This window comes from Halodesulfovibrio sp., assembly GCF_025210605.1.
In the GTDB taxonomy this organism is placed as follows: domain Bacteria; phylum Desulfobacterota; class Desulfovibrionia; order Desulfovibrionales; family Desulfovibrionaceae; genus Halodesulfovibrio.
The window spans coordinates 146,276-159,449 of record NZ_JAOARI010000002.1 but is presented as its reverse complement, the minus strand read 5'-3'; the positions used below and the strand labels follow the sequence as shown (position 1 = coordinate 159,449).

Genomic DNA, 13,174 nt, shown 5'->3' with positions numbered 1-13,174 from the left:
TTATACCTTTTGAGTATGAATATGGACAATGCCTTTCATTTTAATAATGACGCTGTTCAATCGCTGTTGCTCGAAATGGGACAGCAGCGTACGACTAAATCGCTTTTTGATCTAGTTGTGAGCAAGTTATCGCAATTCAAACATATTTCTTTAGTTCGTATCTGGCTGAAGGCTAAAGGAGATGTTTGTTCTGAATGCCTTGTTGCTGATGAATGCTATGACAAAAATTCTTGTCTGCATTTAGTCGCAAGTGCCGGAAAATCCATATACAACGGTTCAGAAGACTGGTCTCGAATTAATGGAGCACACAAACGCTTCCCATTAGGTGCTCGTAAAGTCGGGCACATTGCTGCAACGGGGGAGCCTGTTGTTGTGCCTTCTATTGAAGAAGATAGTAAATGGATTGCGCACCCTGAATGGGCAAAAAAAGAGGGTATTAAAGGGTTTGCAGGGCAGCCGATGCTTTTTCAAGGAGAAGTCCTTGGTGTTATTGCAGTCTTTACCTTGTCAGAATTAACACCGCAGGTGCTTGATGTTTTGCGGATAATTGCAAACCATGCCGCGTCAACACTAGCGAATGCAGAAGCCTTCGAGAAAATCTCACAACTGAAAAAACAGTTAGAAGGTGAGAACGAATTTCTTCGTAAAGAGCTTTCCAATACATCATCATATGGTCGGTTCATCGGAAAAAGCGCGGCACTGCAACATGTGTTTAAGCAAATAGAGCTTGTTGCCGCAACGGATGCAAATGTTCTTATTCTTGGAGAATCCGGCACAGGCAAAGAACTTGTAGCCCGTGAAGTGCATGCACGGAGCCAGCGTAAGAATAAACCACTTATAAAAGTGAACTGTGCATCAATTTCCAGAGAGTTGTTTGCTAGCGAATTTTTTGGGCATACCCGTGGTGCGTTTACTGGAGCAGTGTCACATCGTGAAGGGCTTTTCGCAGCTGCGCATACAGGAACGCTCTTTTTAGATGAAATAGGGGAAATACCTATAGAATATCAAGCGCAACTGCTGCGCGTGTTGCAGGAGCGTGAGTATCAGCGCGTGGGTGAAGAGCAAACCCGTACTGTAGATACAAGAATTATAGCGGCAACCAATAAGAATTTACATCTCGAAATTGAAAAAGGTAATTTTAGAGAAGATCTTTATTTCCGGTTGAATGTTTTTCCGATTGTGGTTCCGCCGTTGCGGGAACGTCCAGAAGACATTGAGCCGCTTGCAAACTATTTTCTTGCCCGGTGTCTTGAAAATATGAACCGCCCTTCGCGTCAGTTTTCTTCAGAGCATATACAGCAATTAATGGAATATCGTTGGCCGGGTAATGTGCGAGAGCTACAAAATATTGTTGAGCGGTTTGCAATATCCAGCAATGCTGAATCAAATCATCTTGAGTTGCCTAACGCTTCAGGAGCGTTACAGGAAAAAAATGCATCACGCGATGTGTCGCATAATCACGAGCGGCTTTTTACTGAGCAGGAAGTAAAGCAGTTGCAAATTGAGAATACAAAGCGTGCCCTTGAACGATGTAACTGGAAAATCTACGGCCCTAATGGTGCTGCGGAACTGTTAGGTATCAAGGCAACGACGCTGGCGACTCGAATCAAGAAATATAACCTCGCAAAATAGTATTGTGTGCTTCCTCTGTGTTGTTTAGCTCGCTCGTGAGTACGGTTGGTTTAGCTTTTTAGGTTTGAACTCGTTGCTTCATGATTTTGTCCAGCAGCTTGAGCAGATTTTTAATAGGAAGAAGATGCCAAAAATGATGCGTGCCTAATACCAGTACACCTGTCACCATTCCTGCCAATCCTATCACATATATTGTTTCAAAAGTTTCTTTGCAGCACATGAGCGCGAAGCTCAGCATGCAGATGCTCATCCCAACCACTTGCGGCTTATCCATAAATAATCCGGCGCACTTTGTGGTGTTATCAATATCTTTTGCCGGAAATTCCATCCAGACTCTATTCCAAAGCAGCGCGAAAAGTACTGTAAGTGTTCCGCCCCACGCCATGTAAAGCGGGAAAAGGAAGTCAGACATCGGGAGCGGAAGTATTGCAGGAATAGCTGCTGTTGCCGCCGCAGGAGGGTGGTCTGCATCGAATATTTGCATAAATATTGCTGCATATAGCATGGCAAATCCCAGCTTGAGGGGGATTTCAAATTCGGTTCCCGCACCTAGCATTGTTCCCGTCCAGACACCTGCCAGCCCGCAATACGAGGCGACAAAGTGACCAACAATGACTGATTTTGGTCGTGCCACACGAAGAAAGACACAGGTAGAATTAATAAAACACGTCGCCGCCAGTGGTGGGAAAAGGACTGCAACACCTGTGATTCCAGATAATAGCGCAACAAGCCCTAAGAGGAGAGCGCTTCCAATAGATCCCCATATAATACGTGATAAAGAGATCACTCCGGGGCGATAGATCTCTTTAGAAAATGCCTGCCTGTTAAAGGAGGTCATTTTTATTTGTACTGACTTCGGAGTTTGCATGGCGCATGCCTCCCTATGTAAAAATGATGCTGATGACTGGTAGAGCATTTGCTTTCGGGGCTGCTCTTGATGCTAAAAAACGTCCGCCACAGGTTGTTCTGTACTTGGCAGAAACTGCCGGAGGCGGACGTTTATAGAAGCACTTTGTCACTATGGGGTAAGCTGTGACAGCTGAATGCAGCTTACCAATGGTGTCTGGTTATTGTGTCGGAAGATGCAGCGAAATTACTTCCGGTTAGTCCCATCCCATTTTTTCCCGAGCTTTTTTGAAGTCAGCAATAATCATATTTGCAACTTTGACCGGATCAGGATCAACGTTCATGCAGGAACCGAGCAGTTCACTTGTGCCACCGTAGAGGAATTCTTTAACTTTTTTAGAACCTTCTACAGGTGCATGGACACAGTGGTAGGAGTCGAAGCCGAGCATGCGGAATGCGAGGGCAGCACCTACGCCTTTTTCGTTAGACCATTCTGGTGTTACTTCAGCGAACGGCAAGTTTTTAATCGGCTGTTCAAGTATACCGGCTAGTGTACCGAAGGTGGCGACAGCGTGCGCGTTGTCGATACATTCACCGAAATGCCATACAGGAGGCATATCGGAACCGAGGAAGTCTTTAAGGCTTTGACCACAGTACTTTTGTCCTTCAACGGAACAGTAGCCCAGTTTGGTCATTGGGAATGCTGCACAACCGTTTGCAAACACGAGAATGTTGTTTTTAAGCAGAATGTCCACGATATCAACAATTGCTTTTTCAAAAACAATACGTGTGTTTGTACAGCCTGCAAGGTTAATAATGCCGAGGAGTTTGCCTTCTTTTAATGCATCGGCAATCGGCTTCACGCTGCCACCATAGTATTCTGAAAGATATTCAAGACCGAATCCAACTTCCGCTTCTACTTCAAATGGAGGGATGCGGCGTTTTACATCAACACGGTTTTTGTAGCTTTCGATGGCGCGGGTAACAATTCTATCCGCAAGTTCAGGGAGTTTGTCCATGTCGGACAAATCTCGTTTGTATCCAATGTGCTCAGCACCAGGCAATCTGTTGGATTCGTTTGTTGTAACAACAACAGTTTTGAAGCAGTTAGCAACATCCATAATACCCGGGAAAACTTCTTGGATATCTGCAAGCCAAAGGTCAAGAGCACCAGTAGCAACAACCAGTTCAGAACCGTTAGCGTTGGAAAGAGGAATAACACCGCCAAGGCGGTACATGCTTGAAAGACCGGAGCAGCAGATGCCGTAGAACTGAATTCCATCAGCGCCAGCTTCTTTCGCCATTTGTATAAACTTATCGGTACGGGCAGTTTTAACTACTTCCATTGCAAGCATTGGAGCATGGCCGTGAACTGCTATGTTTACGTGGTTTTTCTTTAACGCACCAACGTTTGCTTTTACTGTACTGCGTGTAGGAATACCGTAGAGACAGTCACTCGCGATGGAGCCGCCAACTACGCTGTTCATGGAGAAGGTCAATCCGAGACGGAGGAACTGATCCATCGCCTTGCGCCAGTCACCCTGTGTTCCAACAGTAGTCGAATGGAGTGCTTCGAACACTTCATGATAAGAACCGACAGGAATAATACCCAGCTCTTCCCATACCTTTTTTCTTTCAGGAGAAGCCAGAGCTTCAAGAGTTCTATGCTTACCAGGAACGGTACGGCTCATATCCTCAAGAAGGATATCTGCGATTTCGCCAGCCAATGCTTCCACAGTCTTGTTCTCGGTATCAAGACCGTACAGATTGGAAACAGCCATGACTTTGTCTTTTCCTTCAATAGGAAGATCAATTTCACCGTAGGCAGCTTTCCGTAGGGTAAGCATTACTTCGCGTGCGCGTGCACCATGTCCGGCAACGCCACCAGCAGCAGCGCGTACCATGTTTCGTGCTACAATAAGGTCAGCGTTAGCGCCACATGTACCGCGAGGTGATTTTGCAGTAATTTTACAAGGACCGAGGGAGCAGATTCTACAACATACCCCCGCCAGTCCGAAGGTACAGTGTGGTTTTTGTTTATCGAAACGGTCGAAACAGTTTTCACAACCAATACTGTCCATATAGGCAACCATTTCCCTAACAGCAGGGTCTGGAGCCTGTTCCATCACTTCTTGCTTAGTGGCAAAAGAATCACGGTATTCTTTTACCGCAGCCATATAATCTGTAAAATCGTTTGGATCGTGGGAATGGTCATGATGATGGTCGTGATCGCAGCCAAGATGATCGTGGCTATGGGTGTGTTTTTTTTCCATGTTCGAAACTCCTCTTTAGGTTAAGCCTTGCGAAAGGTGTTGCGCTGGACGTCAGGTGCTTTGTGCATTGGGGGTTGGCACCTGATTTAGCTGAATGGTGCTTACTTTCAGGAGTGGATGGAACGTAGGGAGTCCTTCCTATGGCGTATACTCCTGAAAGTGAGCATTCGGGTGTCAGCTGTAGTTACTCTATAAGAGCAATGTGCATGCCATTCTGTTTGATAGGGAAAACCGCTGGTTTGCAGCGATTTTGCAGAAATACGCATCACGTAAATTTGGTAAATCACGATATTCCGTGATTCTAAATCACAAAATTTCGTGATTTTTCGTAATGAGAATATGAAAATAAAGAAGGGGCTGAAGGGATGATTTTGTCTGTAGTTTTATGCTGTTGAAGATATTTTTTTTGAACGAAGATTTATAGCAGCAAAGATATTAGAAAGAGATATGCTGCTCTACCATAAAATTAGACAAGATTGTTTAGTACGCAATACCAATGAAGTAACCGCACTGGTTGCATTGTTCAGCATGTGCTAGCCGGAAGATGGAGACAGATGTCTGCTAACTAGGCAAAGTAGAAGACAATAAAAAAGCAGGCAGCGATCTGCCTGCTTTCGTGTTGATGAATTCTACCTACTGTTGTTCAATGCTAATTTTTTTGGTTTCAGGAATTGCTTCAACCTTTCGAGGTAAGGTGATAGCGAGCACGCCATGTTCGTATTTGGCTTTAATGCCTTCAGCATCGGCATCTTGCGGAATATTGAGTACACGCAGGAATGAACCGTAACTTCGTTCAACCCTGTAGTACCCTTCTTCTTCCGATTTTTTTTCCTGACGCTTTTCACCTTTCAAAACCAATGCATCTCCTTTCAGTTCAATGGAGATATCTTCGTCTGTCATACCGGGAAGTTCCGCAGTAATGGTATATTCAGTATCAGTGCCGGATATGTCAACGTTAGGTTTCAATGTGCCTTCTTTCAGCATAGAGAAAGATTCTTTATCGAATAATGAAGACGGAAAATTTATTCCATGGAAAGCCTTGTCAAAGAGCCTGTCTATTTCATCATGAAGACTCCGCAACGATGATGGCATTGGGCTGTCTTGCTGACCTGATTTACGCTGTTTTGTCGGCAACGTAGCTATTTCTTCATCCTCTTTTTTAAGCCAGTTCCAAGGATTTAACTTGTTTGTATCCATAATACTCTCCATAACTATATTGGGTCTAGAATTTTGGATTCAACAGAGATAACCAATATAGTATGTGGATGCCTTTTAGTGTCAATGTTAATCCACCAGCTATAACGGGTTCCACGCTTTGCCGCGGTATTGCCGCATGCTCTTATTTCAAGCGGATATGCCGCTTTTCTGTGTAGAAAAAATACGTACTATAATTGTCTTCGGCAGTATCTTTAGTATTAGATAACAGCTGGGTGCAGGTGCACTGCACTCTGTTTTTGGTTTGTTTTATGTCTCTACTTCTGGTTGACTTTGATTATCAATTTCAATATCCGTATAAAAAAACGTGGGAGATTCATATGGCACGAATAAATCGATTCGGAACAACACAAGATATGATTATTCAGACAATCGAAGAAGACGGTAAGTCATTGTTTGTCGCGATTGATTCAAATGGATTGTACTTCACGACTCAAGAGCGGATTGATACCGGACTTGCGGATACGAACCGTTATGCAAAAGATCGTACGTATGTTGTAGAGAAGCTGGAAAAACTTGGTTTCTCTCCATTGGATATGTTTGAAGAGAACAGAAACAAAATTAAGCTTGTAACAACGACCACTAAGAAAATTAACCCGCTTAAAGCTTCCAAACGTGGATTATCTTAAGACGTTATCCGCAAGGTTTCTGCTGTAAAAAAGAATTGAGTTGATGTCGGGAAGGAGAAGACCCGGCACAGGTACATGTTTCATAGAATGATTTGGCTGCTGATGGTGTCTTGTATCCAGTGGAGTGTGATATAGACCGCAGGCGATGCAGATTGGATACTCTCTTTTTTATTACGGCATATCAAAATACGATGCCCGCCATGAGACCATGGCGGGCATTTGATGAAGGTATCTTCTGCTTAGCGAGGCTGAAGATTACTTTTTAGGATGGTGAGTGATAGCCTTGCCGGTTACCATGCTCTTGATTAAAGCGAAAACGCTATGTCCTGTTGTGCATAAGTATAAGTGCACAACAACAAACAATACCAAGAAGAATGATACTCCGACGTGTACGGTTGAGACTAACCATTTCGCGTCGTATCCCATGATCACTTCAGGAAGGTGCGCGCTGAACATCAGTGCAAGACCTGAAAGAATAAGTACAGGCAGTGCAACGAAGAAGACGCTCACGTAAGCTACTTTCTGTAATGGGTTAAGACGGTTGTCTACACTGTGTCCCGCAGGGCTGTGTTCGCCTTTAAACATACCCCATACGTAGTAACGGGTCTGTTTAAGCAAAGCTCCAATAAATCCTTTACCCGGAGCGTACTGCTTGATCTGTCCAGATGCTGCCAAGTAGAGTACTTGCCATATCCACAGAACAACCAGTGCAGGTGCAAACAGGTTATGGATGTATTGCGCTGCCTTGAAGCCCATTATGGAGCTGTAATGCATTGCAAAACCACTCACAATGAGAGCTGCAAACAACAGTACGTTCAACCAGTGCCATACGCGGATTGCTGTAGGGAACATTAATTCTTCTTTACCATGTCCGTAGACAGCGCGGGTGCCGAGCACGCGAGCTGCTGTGTGGGCGGCAATGACAAGAAGCAATGCAATAACGGCGGAGAAAAAGCCTTCATTAAGCATTGTGGACTGGGTAATTCCAATTACATATTCGTTTTTAAGCAAACCGGCGTTCATAAAGCCGAATGGGGAATCTGCTCGGTCTTTACGTTCGGCAATCGCATCCTTGTTCTTTTTGACGAGTTCGGAATCATCAAAAACATTTTTGTTTAACAGCGAGAATGCGCGCTGTTCACTTCTGTACTTGTACAGAGTTGAAGTGATGGCAGTTTTTTCGGTGTGACAGCGACCACAATCGACTTTGATATTTTCTACTGGTTCAATGGTGTGAACAACTGTTCCGCCCATCATACCGTGACAATCAACACATCGTACTGAAGCGAAATGCTGTTTTTTGTTCGGCAAGAACCAGTGAGACATATCCTGATCGAGAAGCTTTTTGTCAGTCAGTTTTTCATATCCGCGCAAATCAGAGTGACATTGAATACATGCCTTGTTTGCCTGCTCTATATTTGCCGGAATGTCTTCTGTACGGGAAGGAAGCGTAAATACGTGTGCATCATGACATGATGAACAGGTAAATTCCTTACCTTTTTTAACAATAGCTTTGTAGTGGTAGCTTTCGTGTGTCTGGTTGTAGATATCTTCGAAAAACTTACCGTGACAGGTGCTGCATTCTTTTTCCGCTGGCTTACCTTTAAACTGGTGAGGAGCGGTATCGAATGCTGCTTCGTTTTTGCCAAGGTGGCAGCTTTGGCACTGCTGACCACCGTGGACAGAGTTGCGGTATGCTACAGGATCCACATACAGCTGTAGCTTGCGACCTCTGTCGGTTCTCCACTTATCATTGATTGAACTGTCGCCATGACACGACATACAGCGCTCATTCGCGATGTCAGCATTCTGCTGTAATGTTTTGGCCTTGGCATAAAACTTCGCTGTTTCATCAGGTTCTGTTGGTACAGCCAAAGCTGTACAGCACCAGAAGGCTATCAGCGAGCATGTTATGCACAGGGCAAATGCTCTTTTTACCATTTGCATATCTCCTGTACTCTTGCTTAAGGAACCTGATAGTCGAAGTGGTGACAATTCTTACAATAAAACTCTGATTTGCCGTGCTCTTTGTGGCAGGAATCACATGGAAGCTCTGTTCCCCAATGCGGAGAATTGTGAGGGTTTGGCTCTAACTTCTCTGTTCTTTTTGCAATATCTTCCGGTGTACCGTGACACTGGAAACAATTTTTGATGTCTGCTGGTTCTACTGGTGAAACTACGCCGTGGCAGTATTCACAGTTAGCACCGTTCTGGTGAATTTTTTCATGGAATTTTTTCACAGGTAATTTGCCGAACAAATTGCTGTCCATCCATGTGATTGCGTTCTGACGAACACGATTTTTTTTCAATACAACTTCAGCCTTGGTCGGCTTCTCGGCTTCCTTGTTTGAATTTGCATTTGCCACGATGCAGCATACTGCAACAAGTACAAGTGCCAATAGTACTATTACTTTTTTACTCATTATTCTTCTCTTTCAATGCAGTTACAACAGTGACTAACTAGGCTCATTGTCGGCAATGTTTTTACCGGCAATGCGTCCCATTACAAGGCAGTCGGTAATAGCGCAGCTACCAAGTCGGCTTGCACCGTGAGGACCACCGGTAACTTCGCCAGCAGCATACAGACCGTCGATTGGTTTGAATGTCTGCGAATGAAGCACATGACCTTTTGTATCAATCTGTACACCGCCCATGCAGTGGTGAACCTTCGGCCAGCCGCGAACAGCGTAGAAAGGTGCTTTTACAATAGGTGTAGCAGTAGAAAGCGGCTTGCCGAATTCTGGATCATGCTTGTCAGCAACATACTTGTTGTAATTCTGGATTGTTTTTTCGAGAGAATCCGCAGGAACTTTGTAGAAGTTCGCTAACTCGTTGATTGTAGAGAACTCACCGACAACTTTGTATTTCAAGCAGCGGTCGAGTGTAGGACATGCTTCTGCGCCTTTACTGTCTACAACAATGATTGGGTAGTCAGGTTCGCCGCTGTCACTGATTTTTGTGAGCATAGCGTCAGCACGGGTTTTACGGTCAGCAAGTTCGTTTACAAAACGTTTACCTGTAGCACGTTCAACCATTACCCCGTAACGGAAACCGGACTGGATGTTAAACATGGAAGCAACACCAAAGCCCTGCTCATCAGGAGAAGCCCAAGGACCAAGCTGAATGAGTGACATCTGCACAGGAATAGCGCCAGCGCGGAATGCAGCACGCATTGCTTCGCCAGTTGCACCGAGCTGGTTTGTACTATCAATTTCACCAGCAAGACGAGGATCCTGTGTTGCGCGGAACTTAGCATCCTGACTGAAACCACCGGATGCCAGAACAACACCGCGACGGGCTTTGAAGTAACGAATCTGTCCGCTTTCTTCATCTGGGAAGCGGTAGTTGTCTCGTACACGCATGCCAACAATTTTGCTGTCATCGTTTACGATGAAGTCTAACATTTTACATCCGGTGCGGAGCACAACGCCTTCTGCACGAGCAGTGTTAACAAGAGGGCGTACAATGCCGGAACCTGATGCATTGTGTGTGAGATATGTACGGGCTACGGAGTGACCACCGAGCCAGGAAAGTTTTGGTTTGAAGATAGCGCCGCAATCTACCGCGAAGTTGTAAGCTTCCATAGAACCTTCAGCGATAGTTTTGGTAAGCTCAACGTGGTTGATACCGCGTCCCGCAGCGAGCATGTCGTTCACCATGGTGTCGATGCTGTCGCGTACGCCTTCTTTCTTTTGCAGATCACTTCCGGCTACTGCAAACAGACCGCCGTTAATGCATGAGTTGCCGCCAACTACGCGCATTTTTTCCACGATCATAACATCAAGACCTTTGCGACGCGCTTCGATAGCAGCAGCAAGAGCAGCAAAGCCACTACCTACAACCAGCACGTCAAATTCTGCATCCCACTTAGTAGTAGGAAGTTCAGAACGAACAGATGGAGATTTTTCGCTTGCCAGTGCAGTACCTGCGCCGAAAAGCAGGCTACCGGCAGCGATTGCCCCACCATTTTTGAGTAACTTTCGTCGACTCATAGCCTCGATTTTGTTTTTATCTTTAAAAACAGACATTAAATGAACACTCCCTTGCATATAAAATAACTTGATAGAACACTCAAAAATTGTGTCTACACAGCTACATCACCCGCTGGACCGTAGATGAGTTCTCGTAAGTCCTCGTAATCTACTGCGCCAAGGAATCTGCGCTGTTCGACGCCTGAAAAAAACAGCAGATAGGTAGGGCTGCCTTCCAGCTTCAGTGCATTTTCAAAATATGCACTGTAAGCAGGGTGCAGAACGGCAAAGCGTGCTCTGCCTCCCATCGCCTGTGCTGTATTGACTAGTATTTGAGTTTGACGACTGGCGAGCAGGTCAGTCGAAAGGTAGCCAATAACAACGAGTCCGGTATTTTTTTCAAGAAACGAACTGTACTGATTGGGTGTTAGCTTTTGACAATATTGTCCTGACATTTCCAACCTCCGAAGATTACTTACCTTAAGCAAGGAGTATTCCAAAAAAATTGACAGTGTTTGTTGTTTTTTTTTAACGAGTTATACAGTGAGATTTAAAAGTGTCCCAAAAGTGTAACTGTAAAGTGTTTCAAAAGTGTAACCCCCTGTAACATACATGTTACAGGGGGTTACACTTTAAAAAGCAAAAAAAGAAATTGTATGAATTCGTTTGTAAATCGAGGGGTTGTGCTAGGCTTGCTTCTGTAACCAACGATACAGAGTTGTTCGGCTGACACCTAACATTCTGGCAGCTTTTGCTTTCTTGCCACCAGCTGCATCCAGAGCTTGTTGCACCAATTCAATGCTGAGCGTCTGTTTTTCTTCTACTTGAGCAGGGGGACTGCTAAGTAGTTGTTTTACAACCATTTGTTCTGGTGTATGGCTTGGCTTCTCTTCTATAACAACATCTTCGATTCGCTGCTCAATAATTGGAAGAGGGAAGTGCTTTGCGTTAAGCGTGCTGCCTGTGCACAGTACAAATGCATATTCTATAACATGGCGTAGTTCACGTACGTTCCCCGGCCATGAATATTCTACAAGTGACCGGATACATTCAGGACAGATAGATAAAACTGATCTGCCGAATTCAACATTGAAATATTCTAAAAAGTGGTGTGCTAATAACGGGATATCTTCTTTACGTTCACGTAGAGGCGGAAGCTCGATAGGGAATACATTCAACCTATAATAAAGATCTTCACGGAAAGTTCCTTCCCGCACTTTTGCCAGCAGATCGGCATTTGTAGCGGTTACAACTCGAACGTTAGCTTTGCGTGTTTCAGTGCAACCCACTCGCTCGTATTCCTTGTTTTCAAGAAAACGGAGGAGCTTGATTTGAATTTGAGGTGAAATGTCACCAATTTCATCAAGAAAAAGTGTACCACCCTCGGCGGCAGCAATTCGTCCTTCAGATTCTCGAATTGCACCGGTAAAGGCTCCTTTAATATGCCCGAAAAGTTCACTTTCCAGTAATGCTTCGGACAGTGCTGTACAGTTCACTTTGATAAGAGGGTGATCTGCCCGCGGGCCTTTAAAGTGTAACGCTTCTGTAACTAGTTCTTTACCGGTTCCGGATTCACCAGTGACAAGTACAGTGGTGTCGGTTTCGCTAAGTCTGTTGATAATAGCTGCGACTTTGGAGAACGCCTTGCTTTCTCCGATCATATCCCCGCATTCATAGTGCGGGATTAAATTTTCTTCCAAGGCAACGAGCCGCGTAATGTCTTTGATTACAAGAATTACGCCGTCAACGCTCAGCTCGTTTTCCCCAATGGGTGCGGCGTTTAACTCAAATTTACGCTCTTCCCCATGAAGTGTAAGCAGGGTGGTTCTAAAATGTGTTGTCGGACGACCAAGCTCCATTGTCTGTCTGGAAACACTTAAAAACGGCATAGCCGCTGCGCCCATGCATTCTTCCAATGTTTGGTTTTGCACCTGATCGAATGATTTTCCGGTCTGCTGGAGGAACGCTTTGTTTGCGTACGTAATTGCATAATTACGTGAGAATATGACGATACCATCAGGGATGCTGTCAAATGCCGACTCAATACTGAGTCGATAGCGCTGCATTTCTTTGTTGATAGCAGCAAAGCTTTTTTGTTGCTGTTTGTATTTCAGCAGGAGTGACAGTTTATGCAAAAAATCTTCAAGAGCTGCTGATGTGTACCTATGAGAAGGGCAATCAGTAAGTTCAAGCGTAATAGATATATCGTTGGCGACAAAAGAGTAGGTACGTAATTGTTTGAGTGCTGATTGCTCGATTTCTTTTGCAGTTTCGGGGGCTGCATGTACCTTGCCGTCTGATGCGGAATAATATTCTTGATTGATTGTGCTGATATCGTTGCCGTGAGCCGCCATACGTCCGTATTCACATCCAAGCAGGTCGGTGAGTTGTTCCAGCGCATCCAATATGACACTTTCGATATCTAAATGCGTTCTCTCATCGAGACAGAGCATGATTTTCGAAAGTTTTTCGGTAAGCGCTTGGTATTCAGCGAAAGAATTTTCAGTAGTTACCTGTTGAATCATACAGAGCCAACCTGTGTCCTAGTATGTTGTGATTCATTGCTTGTCTAAAATGGCCTTGTCAGTACCAATTACTAATAAGCTAT

11 protein-coding genes are annotated in these 13,174 nt (G+C 44.7%); 3 read left to right on the top strand and 8 right to left on the bottom strand.

Annotated features, from left to right (window positions below; genetic code table 11):
• The first annotated feature begins 21 nt into the window (after positions 1-21).
• Entirely contained in the window at positions 22-1,632 is a 1,611-nt protein-coding gene (locus N4A56_RS00780) for a sigma 54-interacting transcriptional regulator (RefSeq protein ID WP_295544336.1), read from the top strand.
• 58 nt (positions 1,633-1,690) lie between these two features.
• Here N4A56_RS00780 and N4A56_RS00775 read toward each other — a convergent pair whose 3' ends face one another.
• A complete protein-coding gene (locus N4A56_RS00775) occupies positions 1,691-2,500 on the bottom strand; it encodes an HPP family protein (protein WP_293669192.1) in 810 nt (269 codons plus the stop codon).
• 5 nt (positions 2,501-2,505) lie between these two features.
• Between N4A56_RS00775 and N4A56_RS00770 the strand changes: the two genes are divergently transcribed.
• Positions 2,506-2,637 carry a hypothetical protein gene (locus N4A56_RS00770; protein WP_295544333.1) on the top strand — a complete coding sequence of 44 codons (132 nt, stop codon included), beginning with the start codon at positions 2,506-2,508 and terminating at the stop codon, positions 2,635-2,637.
• Positions 2,638-2,735: 98 nt separating this feature from the next.
• Here the strand turns inward: N4A56_RS00770 and cooS are convergent, their stop codons facing one another.
• Positions 2,736-4,751, bottom strand: a complete 2,016-nt coding sequence (gene cooS, locus N4A56_RS00765; protein ID WP_295544331.1) for an anaerobic carbon-monoxide dehydrogenase catalytic subunit — start codon at positions 4,749-4,751, stop codon at positions 2,736-2,738.
• A 633-nt stretch (positions 4,752-5,384) separates the two neighbouring features.
• Positions 5,385-5,948 carry an Hsp20/alpha crystallin family protein gene (locus N4A56_RS00760; protein WP_295544329.1) on the bottom strand — a complete coding sequence of 188 codons (564 nt, stop codon included), beginning with the start codon at positions 5,946-5,948 and terminating at the stop codon, positions 5,385-5,387.
• A gap of 338 nt (positions 5,949-6,286) precedes the next feature.
• On the opposite strand from N4A56_RS00760, the gene N4A56_RS00755 reads away from it, so the two are divergent.
• Entirely contained in the window at positions 6,287-6,595 is a 309-nt protein-coding gene (locus N4A56_RS00755) for a hypothetical protein (RefSeq protein ID WP_295544327.1), read from the top strand.
• 255 nt (positions 6,596-6,850) lie between these two features.
• Here the strand turns inward: N4A56_RS00755 and N4A56_RS00750 are convergent, their stop codons facing one another.
• The 5 genes from N4A56_RS00750 to N4A56_RS00730 form a co-directional block, all read right to left on the bottom strand.
• Positions 6,851-8,536 carry a cytochrome b/b6 domain-containing protein gene (locus N4A56_RS00750; protein WP_295544325.1) on the bottom strand — a complete coding sequence of 562 codons (1,686 nt, stop codon included), beginning with the start codon at positions 8,534-8,536 and terminating at the stop codon, positions 6,851-6,853.
• Between the two features lie 23 nt (positions 8,537-8,559).
• The gene (locus tag N4A56_RS00745; RefSeq protein ID WP_293669204.1) at positions 8,560-9,018 is read right to left on the bottom strand and encodes a cytochrome c3 family protein; all 459 of its coding nucleotides are present in this window, start codon (positions 9,016-9,018) and stop codon (positions 8,560-8,562) included.
• A 33-nt stretch (positions 9,019-9,051) separates the two neighbouring features.
• Positions 9,052-10,623, bottom strand: coding sequence for a flavocytochrome c (locus tag N4A56_RS00740; RefSeq protein ID WP_295544323.1), 1,572 nt, complete (start codon positions 10,621-10,623; stop codon positions 9,052-9,054).
• A gap of 56 nt (positions 10,624-10,679) precedes the next feature.
• Positions 10,680-11,021 carry a hypothetical protein gene (locus tag N4A56_RS00735; protein WP_293669208.1) on the bottom strand — a complete coding sequence of 114 codons (342 nt, stop codon included), beginning with the start codon at positions 11,019-11,021 and terminating at the stop codon, positions 10,680-10,682.
• Positions 11,022-11,252: 231 nt separating this feature from the next.
• A complete protein-coding gene (locus tag N4A56_RS00730; RefSeq protein ID WP_295544321.1) occupies positions 11,253-13,091 on the bottom strand; it encodes a sigma 54-interacting transcriptional regulator in 1,839 nt (612 codons plus the stop codon).
• Between the last annotated feature and the right edge of the window lie 83 nt (positions 13,092-13,174).